General features: G+C 38.8%; 18 protein-coding genes and 1 pseudogene. 6 read left to right on the plus strand and 13 right to left on the minus strand.

The features are described 5' to 3' along the window. Positions 1 to 92: 92 nt before the first annotated feature. From MSKOL_RS06185 to MSKOL_RS06195, 3 genes are all read left to right on the plus strand, one after another. Positions 93 to 1,130 (plus strand): deoxyhypusine synthase, encoded by a 1,038-nt coding sequence (locus MSKOL_RS06185; RefSeq protein ID WP_048154412.1) that lies wholly within the window; start codon positions 93 to 95, stop codon positions 1,128 to 1,130. Positions 1,131 to 1,193: 63 nt separating this feature from the next. Next, positions 1,194 to 1,715 carry an ArsR family transcriptional regulator gene (locus tag MSKOL_RS06190; protein WP_048119462.1) on the plus strand — a complete coding sequence of 174 codons (522 nt, stop codon included), beginning with the start codon at positions 1,194 to 1,196 and terminating at the stop codon, positions 1,713 to 1,715. Next, on the plus strand, positions 1,715 to 2,503 hold the full coding sequence (locus tag MSKOL_RS06195; protein ID WP_197078878.1) for a MarR family transcriptional regulator: 789 nt from the start codon (positions 1,715 to 1,717) through the stop codon (positions 2,501 to 2,503). Before MSKOL_RS06190 ends, MSKOL_RS06195 begins: the two co-directional genes overlap by 1 nt. 86 nt (positions 2,504 to 2,589) lie before the next feature. Here the strand turns inward: MSKOL_RS06195 and MSKOL_RS06200 are convergent, their stop codons facing one another. Both MSKOL_RS06200 and MSKOL_RS20670 read right to left on the minus strand, forming a co-directional pair. After that, complete coding sequence (locus MSKOL_RS06200; protein WP_048154415.1) at positions 2,590 to 2,853, minus strand: hypothetical protein; 264 nt, start codon at positions 2,851 to 2,853, stop codon at positions 2,590 to 2,592. 518 nt (positions 2,854 to 3,371) lie between these two features. Then, on the minus strand, positions 3,372 to 3,545 hold the full coding sequence (locus tag MSKOL_RS20670) for a hypothetical protein (RefSeq protein ID WP_197078846.1): 174 nt from the start codon (positions 3,543 to 3,545) through the stop codon (positions 3,372 to 3,374). A 46-nt stretch (positions 3,546 to 3,591) separates the two neighbouring features. Between MSKOL_RS20670 and MSKOL_RS06205 the strand changes: the two genes are divergently transcribed. Then, a complete protein-coding gene (locus MSKOL_RS06205) occupies positions 3,592 to 4,152 on the plus strand; it encodes a metallophosphoesterase (protein WP_048158192.1) in 561 nt (186 codons plus the stop codon). 150 nt (positions 4,153 to 4,302) lie between these two features. On the opposite strand, the gene MSKOL_RS06210 is transcribed toward MSKOL_RS06205, so the two are convergent. From MSKOL_RS06210 to MSKOL_RS06255, 11 genes and pseudogenes are all read right to left on the minus strand, one after another. Next, the gene (locus tag MSKOL_RS06210) at positions 4,303 to 4,524 is read right to left on the minus strand and encodes a hypothetical protein (RefSeq protein WP_048154418.1); all 222 of its coding nucleotides are present in this window, start codon (positions 4,522 to 4,524) and stop codon (positions 4,303 to 4,305) included. A gap of 447 nt (positions 4,525 to 4,971) precedes the next feature. Then, positions 4,972 to 6,414: an APC family permease gene (locus MSKOL_RS06215; protein ID WP_048154421.1), complete on the minus strand. Its 1,443-nt coding sequence runs from the start codon at positions 6,412 to 6,414 to the stop codon at positions 4,972 to 4,974. Between the two features lie 268 nt (positions 6,415 to 6,682). After that, a pseudogene (gene mtbB, locus MSKOL_RS06220) lies at positions 6,683 to 8,086 on the minus strand ([dimethylamine--corrinoid protein] Co-methyltransferase). Positions 8,087 to 8,175: 89 nt separating this feature from the next. Continuing rightward, positions 8,176 to 8,823: a dimethylamine corrinoid protein MtbC gene (gene mtbC, locus MSKOL_RS06225; RefSeq protein WP_048154426.1), complete on the minus strand. Its 648-nt coding sequence runs from the start codon at positions 8,821 to 8,823 to the stop codon at positions 8,176 to 8,178. A gap of 294 nt (positions 8,824 to 9,117) precedes the next feature. Further along, the gene (locus MSKOL_RS21315; protein ID WP_255351971.1) at positions 9,118 to 9,243 is read right to left on the minus strand and encodes a hypothetical protein; all 126 of its coding nucleotides are present in this window, start codon (positions 9,241 to 9,243) and stop codon (positions 9,118 to 9,120) included. Between the two features lie 235 nt (positions 9,244 to 9,478). Next, positions 9,479 to 10,117: a GNAT family N-acetyltransferase gene (locus tag MSKOL_RS06230; protein ID WP_048154429.1), complete on the minus strand. Its 639-nt coding sequence runs from the start codon at positions 10,115 to 10,117 to the stop codon at positions 9,479 to 9,481. A 771-nt stretch (positions 10,118 to 10,888) separates the two neighbouring features. After that, positions 10,889 to 11,593 (minus strand): hypothetical protein, encoded by a 705-nt coding sequence (locus MSKOL_RS06235; protein WP_048154432.1) that lies wholly within the window; start codon positions 11,591 to 11,593, stop codon positions 10,889 to 10,891. 562 nt (positions 11,594 to 12,155) lie between these two features. Then, positions 12,156 to 13,784: an IS1634 family transposase gene (locus tag MSKOL_RS06240; protein WP_048154436.1), complete on the minus strand. Its 1,629-nt coding sequence runs from the start codon at positions 13,782 to 13,784 to the stop codon at positions 12,156 to 12,158. Positions 13,785 to 13,846: 62 nt separating this feature from the next. Continuing rightward, positions 13,847 to 14,239: a hypothetical protein gene (locus tag MSKOL_RS06245; RefSeq protein ID WP_048154441.1), complete on the minus strand. Its 393-nt coding sequence runs from the start codon at positions 14,237 to 14,239 to the stop codon at positions 13,847 to 13,849. Positions 14,240 to 14,534: 295 nt separating this feature from the next. Beyond that, the gene (locus MSKOL_RS06250; protein ID WP_048154445.1) at positions 14,535 to 14,972 is read right to left on the minus strand and encodes a hypothetical protein; all 438 of its coding nucleotides are present in this window, start codon (positions 14,970 to 14,972) and stop codon (positions 14,535 to 14,537) included. Between the two features lie 281 nt (positions 14,973 to 15,253). Then, a complete protein-coding gene (locus tag MSKOL_RS06255) occupies positions 15,254 to 15,856 on the minus strand; it encodes a pentapeptide repeat-containing protein (protein WP_048154448.1) in 603 nt (200 codons plus the stop codon). A 239-nt stretch (positions 15,857 to 16,095) separates the two neighbouring features. Here MSKOL_RS06255 and MSKOL_RS06260 point away from each other — a divergent pair, with 239 nt between their 5' ends. Next, positions 16,096 to 16,737 (plus strand): sugar O-acetyltransferase, encoded by a 642-nt coding sequence (locus MSKOL_RS06260; RefSeq protein WP_048154450.1) that lies wholly within the window; start codon positions 16,096 to 16,098, stop codon positions 16,735 to 16,737. A 201-nt stretch (positions 16,738 to 16,938) separates the two neighbouring features. After that, positions 16,939 to 17,334 carry an SET domain-containing protein gene (locus MSKOL_RS06265; RefSeq protein ID WP_048119519.1) on the plus strand — a complete coding sequence of 132 codons (396 nt, stop codon included), beginning with the start codon at positions 16,939 to 16,941 and terminating at the stop codon, positions 17,332 to 17,334. The last annotated feature ends 68 nt before the right edge of the window (positions 17,335 to 17,402 follow it).

The raw sequence follows: 17,402 nt of genomic DNA on the forward strand, positions 1-17,402 counted from the left end.
ATGCCTTGATATTATACTTGAATCATTCCTTAGCTTCGTGACTATAGAACTCACATGCAAAACTATCTTTATCTGTTTATTAGGAGACTGGTATGCATCTTAATGTGTTCACAGATAACCCAACCGTTCCGATAGATGTAAAGGACAGGTCTGTAAGCGAATTAATGGAAGGAATGCTTAAGACAGGCTTCCAGGGAAGAAAGCTAGCTGAATCTGTCCAGGCCTGGCATAACATGCTAAAAGAAAAGAATATGACTGTGCTGATGGGACTGTCTGGGGCTATGGTCCCTGCTGGCATGCGTAGGGTTATTTCTTATATGATCCGGGAGAGGATGATAGACTGTCTTGTAAGCACAGGAGCAAACCTTTTCCATGATTCACACGAAGCGCTCGGCAAGAAACATTATGTGGGTTCACATCTGGCTGACGATGAAGACCTCTTTGAGCACGGTGTTGACAGGATCTATGATGTTTTTGCGGTTGAAGAAGAGTTCAGAACCGCAGATAACCTTATTGCGGATTTTGCAGAAGAAATTGGGGAAATTTCCTGTTCCTCAAGGGAGTTCATGTACCTGCTCGGAAAGGAACTGACAAGGCGCGGAGCGGCCGAGGATTCTATAGTCGTAAGTGCATACAGGCACAATATTCCTATCTTCGTTCCTGCACTTTCGGATAGTTCAATAGGAATCGGGTTAACCATTGCAAGAAGAAGAGGATTGAAACTTGAGATTGACCAGATAAAAGACGTTGATGAGGTCACTCAGATTATAGAAAAATCAGGTAAAACAGGAGTTGTATACGTTGGAGGTGGAGTCCCTAAAAATTTTATCCAGCAAACCGAAGTAATAGCTTCTATTCTTGGAACGCAAGTCGGAGGGCATGATTATGCAATTCAGTACACTACTGATGCTCCTCACTGGGGAGGACTTTCAGGCTGCACTTTCGATGAAGCCGTTTCCTGGGGAAAAATTGCAGTTCAGGCAAAAAAAGTGCAGGTCTTCGTGGATGCTACTATTGCTCTCCCTATTGTAGCCCATGCACTTCATGAAAAATGCCGCGAACTGAAAAGAAATGCCCCGACATTTAACTGGGAAAGGCCTGAAGGGCTTGATATTGATTACAGAGAGTAATCAAATTACGAATCTTTATTATATTTGAAAGCTTATAATGTAAGACGAGAAGGAGAGGAGTAAATGGGTAAAAGAACTCGAATAATTAACGATCCTTCCTATTTAGTACCATTGCTCAGGACTTTTGGGTCAAGAACTCACAAAAAGATATTTGATGCACTTTCAAACAAATGGATGACAAGAGCAGAGATAGATGAATTCATGGGCGCAGACTCATCAAAAAGCCTCCATATCCTGAAAAAAGCCGGGCTACTGGAGAGCCAATGGAGAGTTCCAGAGGCAGGGCAAAAACCTTCCAAAGAATACCATAGTTCCTATTCCAAGGTTCAGGTTAATTTCCAGTGTTCTTTTGAGGATTTGAGTGATATCATCATGCTGACCTTCAAGCCATACGAGGAGGTCAAAGATGCAATGGAAGAACTGGAAAAGCTGGTAGAAGAAGGAAATACCTCCATGAGCAGCCTCACACGGACGCTTAATAGAAATCCGTTTTATATTTGCGCTGTCGCCCGTAGATCTGAAAGGCTTTCTGTGATGGGGCAACGGTTAAAAGTAATTGAAGATGTAGAGGAGAACTACGATTGATGATTAAAATCCTCCAGACTAAAAGCGGAGTAACCAAGTTTCAGGTCCTTATCGAAATTGCAGCCCATCAGCCGAATGTAAGACAAAAAGAAATTGCCGCAAAGATAGGAATAACTCCTCAGGCCGTTTCCGAATATATCAAAGAACTTGTAAATGACGGGCTGATAGTTACTGAGGGCCGGGTTCGCTATAGGATTACAAAAGAAGGTGTAGAATGGGTCCTTGATAATGCCACGGAAATGAAGCAGTACGCCCGCTTTGTCATGGAGGACATAATCAACCATATCTCAACCTGGACAGCGATTGCAAAAGAGGATGTAAAGGAAGACCAGCAGGTATACCTGAAAATGGAAGGTGGACTCCTTTACGTCAGCAGCATGGAAAAAACAGGAGCATCAGGCAATGTAATTTCCGACGCATCTGCCGGGGAAGATGTAGGAGTAACGAGCCTGCGAGGCCTGATCGACCTGGAAAATGCTACAATTACAATCTGCAAGGTCCCGAGGATCGAGCGTGGAGGCTCAAGAAAGGTAGATATTGAACGCCTGAGGGCCCTGACAAGTTCAAAATCCTATATAGCAGCTATAGGCGTGGAAGCACTTATCGCTCTGCGCAAGCTCAACATAGCCCCTAATGTTATGTTCGGAAGTAACGAATCAGTTATTGAGGCTGCATATCACGGCTTATCATCCCTTGTAGTCTCAGTAGATGAGCAGGTTCCTTCCCTTCTTAACAGGCTGGAAACTGAAAATCTTGAGTACGAACTCGTAGACCTGACTCTCGAGTAATTTCTAATTTTTAAGTCAAAATTGCGCTGGCGCACCCCGCTGCAAACCTAGCGGGGTATTTGACTGAAATAAATGCACTGCTTTCCTTATTTCTCATTTTTTTTCGTTAACTTATCTAACAGTTCAGAGCCTGGTGCCTCTCCAGTTAAAAGAATAATTGCAATAAGGATAATTGCCATTGTTATAAGAATAGCATATCTAGTTAGGCTCTCTTCAGAATAATACATACCGACAAGCGGAGCAATAATTATGAATGCAATAGTTACCAACCAGCCTTCTAAGCTAGCCGGGCTAACGCCCCAACCAATATGCCTTTTATGAAACCATGCTTTTTTGGTAAGTCTTTTCATGCTTTGCCTCCATTTGTTTTTGTTTCAATCCTTGTTTTCATGTATCTTGCCCGCGAATAACTTTCAATATATTATAGGAATAATTCAAATATAATATCAAGGGTTTTCGTTGCCAAAGATGATTATTTGGGGAAATAGAATTATAGATTAACTCGCAAACTGATAATTTGGAGTTCTATTTTTATATTCCTAAACATGAATGAAATGCCTGAACAGGAAAAAATGATTTTTACCCCTGATCTTTTGTGTCAAAGATATTTTTATGAATTGACTTTATAAGATTTAAAAATATTTAGGTTTACTTGAGTGGAATATGCAAAAGTAAGAAATTAATATATACTGGAAGAATTACCAGAGTAAATGATAAACAGCTTTCAAGTTTTTAAAAATCTGGATGGTCCATATTTATTCAACTATATTTTAAAACACCACTCAAATAAAGAGACCATCAATATTATAAAACTCCTCAAAAATGAGGAACATATATACTCGCTTTATCTTGAAGTATCAGGTTTCGATCAAATTTTTTTTGAAAATGTTTGCGTTGCAACCCTTGACCACGCCGCTGTCAGGGCCTTTTCGGTCAAGCCTTTTTTCAAAAGGGTTGCGGTCAAGCCTTTTTTCAAAAGGGTTGCGGTCAAACCGTTTTTCAAAAGGGTTGCGGTCAAACTGTTTTTCAAAAGGCTTACCATAGATTTATCTCAAAATAATATATTTCATATAATCAGGAGATTTTCCATGAAGCTGATTGTACTTTCCGATACTCATCTGAAAACTGGAGTAATTCCCCAGCAACTTCAACCACTCCTGGACGAATGCGACCTAATAGTCCATGCAGGGGATTTCAGTACTGTAAAAGCCTATAATGCCTTCAACGCCAGCGGCAAATTAAAGGCCGTTTTTGGAAATGATGACACTTCCGAACTCAAAAAGCTCCTTCCAGAAAGGCTGAAATTCGAGGTTGAAGGTGTAAAAATCGGAGTTGTACACGAAGGAGGGCTTTCGGTTAACGATACAACTGCACAGGGTTACCTGGCAAAAGAAATGGATGTAGACATTCTGATTTTCGGTCACCTGCACAGACCTTTGATAGAGAAAAGAGATGTTGTGCTTGTTTGTCCAGGCTCTCCTACCAAACCCAGGATGTCAAACCCAAGTGTTGTAGAACTTATAATAGAAAAAGGAAGCATTAATGGCAGGATAATTACTCTTGAAGGAGGTACCTGCGATTACATAAAGTTCCGGGATTCCCTGGAGAAAAGCAAGCAGGAAAAAAACCGAAACAAGAAAAAGGCTTGAACATCTCTGAAACTGGCAGGGATAGAACGAAGGTAATCACAATATGGACTACCCTGTAGGACAACCCTGAGCAGGGGCTTATTTACTGCTTGAAATCAGGCATATGCCCTGCTAACCAGGGTTAGGATATTTAATTTTAGCAAGCGCGGTTTACAGTGTTTCCAGTTTGAACATGGCACCTGTGCCCTGAAGACTCAGATACACCTTGTCCCCAAATTCGAGAATTTTCTCGACATTGACACTGCTATTCCAGTTATATACAAAATCGTAGCTGCCCTTCACGGGCTCGAATCCCAGAGACATTAGCCGTTGGTTTACTTCTGACGGACGGGTCCCTTCACTGCTGAACCAGACCAGAAGATAGGTTTTCACAGGATCATCTCACTTATCAGTTTAGTTATTTACTCCTAAGTTTCATTTAAACACAAGTTACTCATTTTATACCATGTCTCGTTTATTTATGTATATTTTGCCTCTTCTGGCTCTGAGACCATTGACAATATCAATATTTGCATAATATAACAGAAGTTAAAAATTAAATAGAAAAGTTGCAAAATGACTCTTCGCTATTCTATATGGATAAGACGATTTTCAATTCAAGACCACATTGGTTATTATAAGGAAATTATGAAGATATCCACACAAAACAACGAAGAGCCACATTTAGAAGCTAAATGCAAGTTACCCACTCGAAATAGTGAAGAGCCAGTGGCTCTTCGTTTCAGAACTCATTATTCTATGATATTTATTGACTCACGAACTTAAGCGTTTTCCGGAAAAGGGAAAAGGTGGAAATTTTCGGAATTTATCTTTGTACCTTTATATTATGGACTCGCTTGATAGGGAATTGTCCTTCTCCAAAGTTGTCCTGTTCTGATTCTGAGAATAGTACCAGAGCGGGAGATAAAGAGCAAGCACCACGAAGCCAACTATCGTTGAAGTCCAGCCTAACTCAAGGCTGTTCAGGTATATTATCCCAATAAGACACAGAGGCAGGTTAAAAAGCCCAAAGAAAAGGGCTACATGTCTCCAGCCGTTTGGAGCTTTGAACGGTCTTTCAAGCTTCGAGAACCTCGGATCAGTTTTTGCCTTAACATATGCGAGCAGACTTATCCCATTGGCACAGACATAACCTATTGCCGAAGCTGCAACTATAGCTGCAGGAGTTCCCAGGCAGATGAAACCCATATTCAAGAGGGCAATGACAATCATTGCATTGACTGGAGTTCCATGTGCATTCATTTTTCCAAAGAACCCTGGCAGATTTCCTTCTTCAGCCATGGAATACATAGCTCTCGAAGCTCCGAGGAAGGCAGTCTGGATAATTAGAACCATTGCCGCAATCAACATGAAGATAGTCAGAGACCCGCCTATGGGACCAAGAGTCATCTGGGCTATAGGCAGCATCGGAGAAACCGGTTCGGACAGAATTCCTTCAATTCCCAGAGCTCCTGTACAGGCTGCCTGGACGAGAATGAAGGTCACAAGGCAGATCGCACCGCAGATAAAGAGGGCTTTTGGGACATCCGATTTTGGCTGTTTATATTCGGGCCCGTAGATCGCTGCGGTTTCCCAGGCGCAGGCACTCCACTGGGCCATCGCAAAAAGCCCGAGCAGGATCAGGATATGCTGGATGTCCCAGCTCCAATCTGTGGGAAGCCAGGCACCGGTAATATTACTGAACTCAAAGTGCCCGGTTACGAAAGGTGCAAGGGCAATAATGATAAGTGGGGCAAGCGAAAGCACGGCAAGAATGTACCCGAGCGTTGCTCCGCCGGCAAGCCCACGATAGTTGACCAGGATCAGAAGCACGAATACGACTGCGCCGGATGCAAGGTAAACAACAAGGTCAGGCACGCCTGCAAGTGCAGGGACCAGGCCTTTAAGATAGCTCCCTATCAGGATTGAGTAAATTGCAAGGACCGGATTCCAGGCAAACCAGTAACTCCAGGCGCTGAAACCTCCAAGCAGTTTGCTAAGGTCATACCGGTTGTTTGCATTCCCCGTAAAAACACTCTGGGCGTACCCTGGAAGCCCGGATGCTTTCGGGAACATCGTAGCAAGTTCTCCGTAAGCAAAATTTTGCATGAAACCCTGAAAGACAGATAACGCCCAGATAATGATTGCAAAGGCCCAGACATAATTTGCAAAATAGCCTATTGAAGGCAGGATCAGCACAGGAACCCCCAGGGCAATTGCAAGACCCTGCTTCCAATCAATTGTTCGCTGGAGCCCTTCGTTTTCACTTTTTTCGTCACTCATCTTCAAGCACACTCCTATAATTACTATAGATGGAAATTGACGATTCGCACAGCTCTTGCAGCACAAATCGACTCATAAAAGCCTGCAAATGGAAAAAGTGGAAAATCCGAAAAATTAAGCTTTTCTCAAGATATTTTCAAGCGATATCTTCCAGAAATATCGCCAAGAAGCATTATCAGGAAATATCCTGAGAAAGATCTACAGGAGATCTGTATCAGCTTCTTCATATCTTTTTGGTTATTTCGGAGTTTTTCTTTACGCTATCTCTTTACGCTATCTGCTTTCTGAAGAGGTTACAGGAATTAATCTTAATATCGAGCAACTTTTCGATGTTCATTTTTGCAGCAATACCTTTTGCAGCGCCTGGCACTGACGTTATAACTCCAATGTCGAGTTCTTCACGCAGCTCACGCATAACGTGCTCGTCTACAAGATCCATCTTGTCGACCCCGAGTTTCTTTGCAACGTATTCTTTTGCCTCTCCTATGCGCATATTCTTTGAGAACTCCATCCTTGCAACAAGGTCTCCTGAAGCCCTAATTCCAGTCATACCTGAAGCCATTATGTGGGAAATCGGCATACCCATTGGGTCACCGACTCCGATCTATATGCCGTCGACGCCTGCAATTTCGACCATCGCCTTGCTTGCTCTGGTAACTGCATCAATAGGGGGAGTTTCAAGCATCGGAATTCCGCCAACTCCCATACCCATATTTACATGACAGGGAATTGGAGAAGCTCCTACTGCAGCCTTGATGAAAGTAACTGCACGAGCAAGGTTCCAGGCTGAGGTCTTGCTGGTGTTGGTATTTACCACAGGCCCGAAAACGTTTGCTCCAGCTTTTGCAACAAGCGGAGCCTGCTGATGAGGCCAGAGGCCTGCAAGGGTAACGCCATCATACTGAAGGTTTCCGTGCATACCAAGTACGCATTCGCCGGCCATGCCTGCTTCAATATACATATCAGGGAACTCTTTTCTAAGAGCCTCGATTGCATGGAGTGTACCATACATGTCACCGTCGCCTGCTGCACCGGTTGTGTCGAAGTTGACCCCATCGGCACCGGAGGCAAAGAGTTTCTGCATGACCCAGACCGTGTCTCTTGTCAGGTGTTCGGCAGCATGTTCCATTGATTCCCAGGCTTCCTGGATTTTGAAAGCCTTCATAAGGTCGCCAGGGTTCTCAAAAGGTCCATCAGGTGTATAATAAAGTCCCATATTGGGCATTGCACCATAAAACAGCGGGATGACCATGTTCTGCTGGCAGACTTCCATTGCCTGGCATTCATTTGCTACGACAGGTTTTACCGGCTTGAAACTGTAATCAATGTGCCCGAGTTCCATTGTGTCAGCACCAAAAGCACGCTCGTGCATCATGCAGCCTACAAGGCGACTGGAAGGAATACCGACACCACTGTTGCCCTGGTCACCGTCAAGCCTGATTGTGCCGATATCGTGCGTTACTGGGACTTCCATTCCCTGTTCGACACTTACAGCCTTGCCGGGCATTATAAGGATCTCTGCAAGCTTGTCCATTTCATTGGCGCTCAGAGTAGGGATTTCACCAAGATCGGCAGCATTTGCAGTTCCGGCTTCAATCTCTGCAATTATCTTTTCTTTGGTAAGGTAGACACGTTTACCGTCTCCCATACGCAAAGCGTGTTCAGTTGCCATTTTTATCCTCCATAAATTCAACTTAATTTAGACCAACAGATATTCTTGATAATTGGGATTCAGAGTATTGGGATTCAGAGTATTGGGGTTCAGAGTAGCATTATTTCCTTTGCTTTTGCGACAGCTTCGCTTGCGTTTTCAGCATAGCAATCTGCGCCGATTTTGTCAGCCCAGGCCTGGGTTGCAGGGGCTCCGCCTACCATAACTTTTACTTTGTCCCTGAGTCCTTCTTCTTTGAGGAGTTCAATTACAGACTTCTGCCCCTGAAGGGTTGTGGTCATAAGGGCGGAAATTCCAATCATATTGGCATTGACTTCCTTTGCTTTTTCGATGAAGTTCCTGACCGGAACATCACGGCCAATGTCGTATACTTCAAAACCAGAAGACTGGAGCATCGTGGACACTATGGACTTTCCGATATCGTGAACGTCGCCTTCGACCGTACCGTTTACGATAACCCCGAGTTTCTTGCTCTCTGTCCCTGCCGGAAGCTCAGCTTCAAGCACTTTGACCCCTGCTGTCATTGCATCAGCAGCTATCATTACATGGGGCAGGAAAAGTTTCCCTCTCTCAAAAAGAATTCCTACCTGGTTCATGCCTGCTGAAAGACCTTTGTCAATGATCTCAGCAGGTTCCATGACCTTTTTTGCTTTTTCGACAGCTGCAAGAACTGCATCTTTTTTACAGGAGATAACTGCATCAGAAAGCTCCTGAATAAGTTCTTCTTTAGTTGCCATTTTTTGTACCTCCATGACTGCCAGAAATTCCCTTAGTATTTGAAGAGAAAACTGAATCTGGCACTCTAATTGGATATTAATATATAAGTCCTGAATTATTTAGCCCAACCTGTAGAGTTTTTTCAAAAAAGGCGGGAACTTGAGTACTGCATGTGCATTTGAAAAGCCAGTATGCTATGACACCCCCGATGGACATAGCTCAAGTCATGAGATTTTTCAATGGTATTGAAAATTTCAACGGGATTTTGTAGAACTAAATTTCAAGTGCAGTTAATGACTGAAGTAAAAAGACATTTAGAACTTAAAACCTGTAAATTCGATATCTATGTAAAGCTTGGAAAGATAGATCAGTAAAATATGTGTCATTTTTGGTATCATATTTCCGTTGATCTGGAATTCATATGCTACCTTCTCTTCCATTTTTTAAATGTTCTTGGTGCTCTTTAAATGCTCTTGATGCAAGCCGAAAAATTCCAGCAGGCTATTAATGGTTGAAAGACTGGAAGGCCAAATATGGAGGATTCAAATTTACTCCAGAATGTACAGAGTAATTTTTCCCCTAAAAACACTCGATAGACAGTCTCATATCTGCGTTTCTTATATTTTTTGCGTTCGATGGAGAAGCAATTTTTAGATGACAATTTTTAGATTAATGTTACTTCAGGTATGACCTTACCGCAATTGAGAATATCTCCTGGGAAGGGGTGTATCCTTTTTCTTTATGTTCAAATTTTTTGTCGTATTCTTCTGCATCGATTTCATTAATTTCCAATACCGGACTGTATTTATACTTCCAGTTATGCCCTTTCAAAGATCCTTCTTTTAATTCTAAAGCGAGCATTCCATAAGGGTATTCGCCATTCAGATCACTAATATTGAAGTCTTTGCTGCTTTTAAAACCGTGCTTGCAATAGTTATGGGGGTCGCCGAATATAACAATTACATTTATTCCATCGTTTTTAGCAATATCAATTGTGTGGTGAATTAATGCACCTCCTACGCCTTTCCGCTGATATTTCGGTAATACACTTATGGGGCCAAAACTTGCAATTTCCATCTGACCGCCATCTTCCGAATACAACCAGGCTCTGGTGTACATAATGTTACCAATTATTTCACCATTACATTCTGCAACAAAATCAAGTTTCTTAATAAAATCAGGGTGATCTCTCATGATATGTACCAAATAATGTTCATTACAGCCAGGTACATAGAGGTTCCAAAATGCTTCTCTCGTTACGTTTTCGACTTGATTGAAGTCCTCTACTTTTTCATTGCGAATTGTAATATCCATGATAAATTCCTTTCTATTGTTTTATTCGGTATATCTGGTTAGTATTAATTACGGCAATTCAATGATATTAAATATTAGCATATTGGGCTTTATATCGTTTTAAAGCAATGGTTTTTACCTGAAATTACTGTATTTTTTCCTTTTATCTCAATAAATAGTCCTCAATTACAACTCTACTTAAGCAAAAATCATGTGGGTTTACAAAAAACAGCTTTATACGATGTAATATAGACACTTTGCAGCTGTACAAGATGAGCAGATTACGTAACTTAATGAAATTACACAGAAACAGGCTGTTCATATTCAGAGCTTAATTCACGAAAACAGGATGTTGAATGCTAAGCTTTTACCTGATGTCACAGAGAATCAGAAACCCTGGTAGAAAATTTAGTGATAATTATAAGTTCAATACCATACAAGTTTTGAATAAAAACAAAATAGTCATTTATTTCTTTTTATCAAATACTTCCAGATAATACACCCTACATTCGGCAGCAAGCACATCCCAGCATTTAAATATCTTTAATTGTTATTTTTTGTAGGTTCAGTTAAAACCAGTATCATACGGACTATGTATATGGCAGGGTTTGTCTTTTGTCTCAATTACTATAAATATATATTAATTGTGTTATGGTTAACATTTAGTAATTTTTGATTTAAATTGAATTTCAAAAGTTCTGAAAAAAACGATATCAATAGAAAAATTGAATGGATTTTTATGTCGACCTGCCGAAAGCAGGATACACTTAAAAGCGAAAGGAGAAAAATGAATTATTTTTTGTTATCATTATATATTTTTATTTCCTCTGCAAGATTTTTAACTTCTATTACTAGATCATTCAAATCAAATTTCTTAGTATAGTTTAACTGCTTAATTGCATACAAATCAATTATTTGAGAAGTTTTAATTTCGCGTTTAGTTGTACTGTTCACATATGAAATCTCAACTTCATATTTTAATGGAAGTCCTTTTTTAAAATATTCAACCGAGTTGCCAAGTACCGTTTTTATTACATATTCAGGATGCATTGATTTAATACCCTCTTTTATGAAAGTTGCATCATTGATGTTAAAATCATTTGTATACTCCACAGAACTAGATAAATCTGGAGTAAATTTAATTTTCACATCCTCGGCTATTGATTTTCCGATATTTTTCACAATCAGATATATCATTGTATCATAAGGTATGGGAACTTCACAGTAAACTATAATGTAAGGGGCATTTTCTTGTTCTCTTGCTTCTTTCATCTCTTTTAATGTATCTTCAGAAGTCTTTGCAGTGTCTCGAGTTGCAGACGTCATTTCCCATGTTTTTATTACATACACAACTAAACAAATTAAGGTAAGAATCTGAACAAGGAATAGAATAATCTGAACATCAAATAGGATAATATCCCGGGTTTGAGAATATTCTGTAGAATTATTAGTAAGTGCTGCATAATAGTATAATATCCTTGAATTAATATTGTCCATTTAAGCGTAAAATGAAACGAAGATATATAAATTTCTCTAAAATTGGTTCTGTCAAGTTGAAGAGGACTGAATCAACAATGCTTGTTTAAGTAGGCAGCTAATACCAATGTCCTAATTTTTTTTATATGTTATATACACCATTTATGTGATTTTTTCCAAGTTAACTTCTACATTTTTCTGATCTCTCCGCAGTATACTTTTATGAACAGATCTATTCTCAAACTATAGGAACATGCAAGTTTTGACCGATCACCACTCGGTTAAATGTCTAAAACATAGGAAAATAAGCCCAAAAGCGAAGCGTTTTTGAACTGGGTAAGGATTATGGAGAGCTTCTTATAATCAAATACAGGAGCTTAGAATAAGCCGTCCTTTACTCTCAAGTTAAGCCAGGGTTTACTCACAGATATTTTGAAATCTTAGACGGCTTTTTCCTTTTTTACATGCATGTCTTTTCGAGTTCAGCACCCATTTTTTTTAGCAGAGTGTCTCTTACATATTTTACTGTAAGCAGCAACACAATTAAGGATATTTCAAACCTAGCTTCGGCAGGTTAACGCAACTAGAGATATATATTTTCATATTCCTCCCCCATGAGCCTCAATATTTTCCAGTGAATTTCTTCCATATTCAGTATTTCTGACTTTGCTTTCCCTTTTTTCTGCGTTATAAGTTCTGTAATTCCCTGAAACTTGAAAAATATCCATCTCATTGTTGGTTTTTTTGTTGGTTTCCCTTTTTGATCTGGAACCGTTTCATTTTCTTCTTCTAACTTTGTCCTTAATTTCCATTCTGCAATTGCATAAATCATTAAGCAGAGAACCATTATCATTGTCAACGCTTCAATTCTTGATTTATTCTTGAGATACACCTTCGATATGCTAAAGGTATCACTTTTCAAAAATCTGAATCCTTTTTCTACTTTATCCTGTCCTTTGTAATACTTCAGCATCTCTTCAGGAGAAAGACGGATATCATTACTTGCAAGAATGAAAAGTCCCATTTTTTCCATTTCTTTTAAAACAAAAGCATCATTAACCTTTATAATTCCATCAATCCTGTAACATGTCTTCAATTTTTCATCTTTAGAAATTCTGCCTCTTTTACCTGGTTCCCGTTTTTTAATGGTTTTCAAATCTACTTTTTCAAAAAGAACAGAAGGGAAATCTGCAATCCATTTTTCTGCTGCTTTTAATGCATCTTCTTCACAGAAAAAGTCATCTCCTGCCAGTTTTTTAAGCGACTTTTCTGCTTTTTCAAGCTCTTTTTCAAGCTTTCTTCTGAGAGTCACCTCTTTTTTTTCTTTCATTTTATGGGAGAGTAACAAAACCCACTTTTGTTTAACTCCACCATATTCCACAAAGGTTTGATAAAATAAGTATCTCGCGTCGCTTTTCAACGTTTTCAGGTTTAGATTTGCATTTAGCAGTTCCTTTGCCTCATTAATTGTTGCAGGAACACGACTGATCCAGAATGACTTTCCTATGTTCTTGATATTATTGTCAGTGTAAAAAGAACTATCAGCTACATAGTACACTTTGCTTTCAGGGTTTAAAGCTGATTTGAGAGACTTGATTGCTTCCAGAATTGTGCTTTTGTCTGAAGCATTTCCTGAATGGGTGTTCATGAAAAGTGGTATCCCATGCTGATTAACAATCAAACTCAAAACAAATTGTTTGAGGTCCCATCTTCCGTTTTTGGGAATTCCGAAAGTAATATCAATAGACTCAGTTTCTTCATCTTCATAATCGCCATAAACGCTGACACTTGTAGTGTCAGCGTGTAAACAATGGACAGGAATAGGTAGACGAGCCATAATGTGAAGAGTGATTTCAGTAAACAGTTTTGTAGGACCATACTTTACGATTCTGTCAAGAGTTTCTCCAATAGCATATTGATTCAGGTCTTCTCGTGTGACGCTGTCTCCAAAAAGTCTTCCTATAGAAATAGTCCTGAAATAATCAGGAAAAAGATACAGACGTTGCCCTATGAAACCAAGACCATTGAGTACCATGGCAAGGATACAAACGGAGTGAGGAACTTTGTGATCTCGTTCTTTAGGAAGTTTCTCATCGATCAATTTGTCAACTTCAAGCTCTCGGAAAACTCCAGCAATGAGACCAAGGTGACCTAAGAAGCTTGTACGTTTTATTGAGGATTCAACTCTTCTACTGTTGTTTTTATCTGCCATGGAAGATCAAGAAAAGAGATAGGAAAATTAATTATATTAAATTATATGTTTACCTGCCGAAGCTAGGTTTCAAAGATTGTGTTGGATTCTGGGAAGAATATAAGTGAAATTGACATCATGAGAACAAGTAATCCTAATGTAAACCATTTAACTAATCTAATTGGCCACTTTGACTGATTATTGGAATCTATATTTTTTGTTTTATTGTGCATCCACATTCCTACAATAATAGACAATGTAAAGGAAATACTGGCTAGAAATAATAGTACTTTTATTAATAAATCTATACCAAGTGATGAACCGTCTGAATATTCGTTAAAATTGATTGTTTTGATTATGTATACTGCAACAAACAGTAGTAATAAAGATAACCAGATAATTTGTATTATAATACCTTTTATAGAGCATGATGATGGTTCAATTTTATTATAATTCTGAAGACTTTCAGTATCCAATTAATCACCTATCTCAAAACTTAACGATTAACCTTAAACATGTCTTCCTAAATTTATCTTTTGATTTTAACCAATTTTTCCTGAAGATTTACTGAACTCGATTATTCCATATACAATAGGAATGTAATCGTTTTCATTGATTGCCATCAGGTTAAATATCTAAAACTTAATAAAATAAGCACAAACGGGAAGCGTTTATGAACTGAAACAGATTGTGTGAAGCTTCTTATAATCAAATACAGAAGCTTAAATAAGCCGTTCTTTACTCTCAAGTTATCTCAAGTTAAACCAGTATTTACTCCAGATTTTTTGAAATCTTTCCTATTAATTGTTTTCCTGCATATGTCAATGCAATTAAGTATACATCAAAGAGGCGGTCAAGTTCTGGGAAAAACATACGTGGAATTAATATCATGAGAATAAAAAGTCCTAATATAATCCACTTAACTGTATTCATCATCTCCTTTGAATAATTATATGGATAAGCACTTTTTATTTTATAACACGTCCATATGCCTTGAAGAATTGAAACTATAAAGAAAAATGAAGCTAAAAATAATGCCGCTTTTATTAATGAACCTTCATCGTATTCATTAAAGTCGATTATTTCGATCTCATATACTGCAAACCATAGTAATAATACAGAGAGTGCGAGAATTTGGATTATTCTATCTTTTATAGAATATGAAGACGGTTCAATTTTATTATAAGTCCGAAGACTTTCAGTACTCATTCAATCACCGATCTCAAAACTTAACGATTAACCTTAAACACGTCTTCCTAAATTTATCTTTTGATTTTAACCAATTTTTATTGAAGATTAACTGAACTCGATCATTCCATCTCCAATAGGAATTAAGAGTTATCACCGATTAAGAAAATTAGTTAGAGCAAAAAAAGCATAGAATGCAGAAGCAAAACTAAAAGCATAAGGAAGACACGATTTTGCCATAAACAATTTTCAGATCTACTTTGTTTAGTTCTGTATACAGTACCCGCTAAGATACAATTAGTTTACACAATTTTGATTCCCAGAATCCGCGCAAGTTCTATTGCTTGCTCTGCATTGACTATAGCCCCTCTGAGTTCCTTGCATGTATCGGATACTGCAATCCCGTCAATGATACAATCCGTTAAATCAATGTCTTTGAGTAAGGCTTTAAAGAAATCTGCTCCTGTGAAATTAACCGCTTTCAGCCTGGGCTTCTTTAGCCGAATCTCGGATAAGAAGGCTTCCGTGAAATTGCAGTCACGAATGGTGCAGTTTTCCAGTACAGAACTTGAAAAATCCGCATATCGAAAGGAATCGTCCGTTAAAAAGGTTTCTTTCATGCAGCTCTTGCTGAAGTTACCGCCATCGCCCTTGCACTTTAACATTTTGGAGCCTTTCCAGTAGCTGTCCATAAATCTGCAATTCGCAAAATTGCAGTTATCAAACACCGAATTGTAAAAGAGGGTTTTTGAAAAATCACAATTTTTGAACTGGCATTGTATAAACTGTACCGACTCGAATTCTATCTTTGCGATATCGACGTCCGAAAGCGTCTCGCCTTCAAAGTGTGTGTTTTCTATATAATTGTCATCGGATTTTGCGGCTATAATTCTGCTTTCCAACATGCTTCCGTCTCCATATATTGATGTTTCCAGATGGTTATACTATAAGAGTTAGGAATAAAAGACTCAGAGTTAGGAATAAAAGACCCTAAATAATATTAACAAATTCAACTGGTAAAATAGTATTTTCTGACTTCACATTTATTATTTATATAACACACAGATAAATGGAAATTTTGTGATTTCTCGATCGAAGTTACAATCTCAAAACTCAGTATTTGAAGGATGGAGGAAACTCTCAGATGAGAGAAGAAGAAAAGATATTTTCGGGCAAAATGTTTGATTCGCGCAATAAAGAACTGAGAGACATCAAGCATAAGGCGCACACTGCATGTCAAAGATACAATGCAATGGACGAATATGATCCCGAACGTTTGCCAATTATCAGGGAATTTATTGGCGGCATCGGCAAGAAATATTATTTTCAGGGACCTATTCAGTTCAATTACGGCTGTCACACCTTTATTGGAGAAAACTTTGTTGCGAATTTCAATCTGATGGTGATGGATGACGCACGTATTTATATTGGCGACAATGTATGCTTCGGGCCGAATGTTTCGTTAATGGCCACTTCTCATCCCCTGATTGCCCGGGAACGTATGGGAACAGACGAAAACGGGAACACGATAATGGCCGAATACGCCGAAGAAATCCATATCGGCAACAACGTGTGGATCGCATGTAATGTTGTTGTACTGGGCGGCGTACATATAGGAAACAATGTGGTAATCGGTGCCGGTAGCGTCGTAACAAAAGATATTCCGGATAACCATCTTGCTTTTGGCAACCCTTGCCGTCCGGTTCGTCTAATCACCGAAGACGACAGTAAAAAGCATTTGATTTTAGAAGAAGATCTCAAGCATTTCGGATATAACGTTAAATAATTGAGGTCAAATTAAGGTCAAATTAAGATCAAATCAAGGTCAAATAGGTCAAAGTATACCTGAATTTCATAAAAGCGGAAATGAAAAGAGCATCATTAGACATTAAACTAGGCAAGTCCGGTATTAAGAAACATGCCTTGGTTTTTATAATGCTGCCATTATTATCGAAATACTCAAATATTTAAATTCACATTTTTCTTTATGCTGTTAATAAAAACAAAAATCGGGCCAAGTAAGATAAACGGTATTGGTCTTTTCGCTAATCAATTTATTCCAAAAGGAACTGTAATATGGAAATTTCACTCTGGATATGATATCAAAATTGATAAAAATGAACTTGCTAAACTGTCGGAGATAACGAAAGACTGTTTTTTGAAATACGCATATCTTAATCCGGATACAGATAAATACATTCTATGTCTTGATGATGCTCGTTATTTTAATCACTCCGATGACCCTAACTGCATAGATGAATCTCCCATAGAAGAGAACGAAGGAATAACTTTCGCTGCAAGAGATATACAATCAGGCGAAGAGCTTACTTCTGACTACAGAAAATATGATGCAGATTATGACTACAAAATGAGTATCCCTTGATTTTGAATTTGATGACTAAATAGCGTGCCAATCTTTCAATAAATTCAAAGTCAAATTTTTGAGTACTG

Source organism: Methanosarcina sp. Kolksee, assembly GCF_000969945.1.
Lineage (GTDB): Archaea > Halobacteriota > Methanosarcinia > Methanosarcinales > Methanosarcinaceae > Methanosarcina > Methanosarcina vacuolata.

What these genes read in the sequence shown, in the direction of transcription:
- MSKOL_RS06265 (WP_048119519.1), top strand. Translation starts at nt 16,939, where the DNA reads ATGCTGTTAATAAAAACAAAAATCGGGCCAAGTAAGATAAACGGTATT.
- MSKOL_RS06240 (WP_048154436.1), bottom strand. Translation starts at nt 13,784, where the DNA reads ATGGCAGATAAAAACAACAGTAGAAGAGTTGAATCCTCAATAAAACGT.
- MSKOL_RS06215 (WP_048154421.1), bottom strand. Translation starts at nt 6,414, where the DNA reads ATGAGTGACGAAAAAAGTGAAAACGAAGGGCTCCAGCGAACAATTGAT.
- MSKOL_RS06200 (WP_048154415.1), bottom strand. Translation starts at nt 2,853, where the DNA reads ATGAAAAGACTTACCAAAAAAGCATGGTTTCATAAAAGGCATATTGGT.
- MSKOL_RS06205 (WP_048158192.1), top strand. Translation starts at nt 3,592, where the DNA reads ATGAAGCTGATTGTACTTTCCGATACTCATCTGAAAACTGGAGTAATT.
- MSKOL_RS06255 (WP_048154448.1), bottom strand. Translation starts at nt 15,856, where the DNA reads ATGTTGGAAAGCAGAATTATAGCCGCAAAATCCGATGACAATTATATA.
- MSKOL_RS06190 (WP_048119462.1), top strand. Translation starts at nt 1,194, where the DNA reads ATGGGTAAAAGAACTCGAATAATTAACGATCCTTCCTATTTAGTACCA.
- MSKOL_RS21315 (WP_255351971.1), bottom strand. Translation starts at nt 9,243, where the DNA reads ATGGAAGAGAAGGTAGCATATGAATTCCAGATCAACGGAAATATGATA.
- MSKOL_RS06230 (WP_048154429.1), bottom strand. Translation starts at nt 10,117, where the DNA reads ATGGATATTACAATTCGCAATGAAAAAGTAGAGGACTTCAATCAAGTC.
- mtbC (WP_048154426.1), bottom strand. Translation starts at nt 8,823, where the DNA reads ATGGCAACTAAAGAAGAACTTATTCAGGAGCTTTCTGATGCAGTTATC.
- MSKOL_RS20670 (WP_197078846.1), bottom strand. Translation starts at nt 3,545, where the DNA reads ATGGTAAGCCTTTTGAAAAACAGTTTGACCGCAACCCTTTTGAAAAAC.
- MSKOL_RS06260 (WP_048154450.1), top strand. Translation starts at nt 16,096, where the DNA reads ATGAGAGAAGAAGAAAAGATATTTTCGGGCAAAATGTTTGATTCGCGC.
- MSKOL_RS06195 (WP_197078878.1), top strand. Translation starts at nt 1,715, where the DNA reads ATGATTAAAATCCTCCAGACTAAAAGCGGAGTAACCAAGTTTCAGGTC.
- MSKOL_RS06185 (WP_048154412.1), top strand. Translation starts at nt 93, where the DNA reads ATGCATCTTAATGTGTTCACAGATAACCCAACCGTTCCGATAGATGTA.
- MSKOL_RS06250 (WP_048154445.1), bottom strand. Translation starts at nt 14,972, where the DNA reads ATGAGTACTGAAAGTCTTCGGACTTATAATAAAATTGAACCGTCTTCA.
- MSKOL_RS06235 (WP_048154432.1), bottom strand. Translation starts at nt 11,593, where the DNA reads ATGGACAATATTAATTCAAGGATATTATACTATTATGCAGCACTTACT.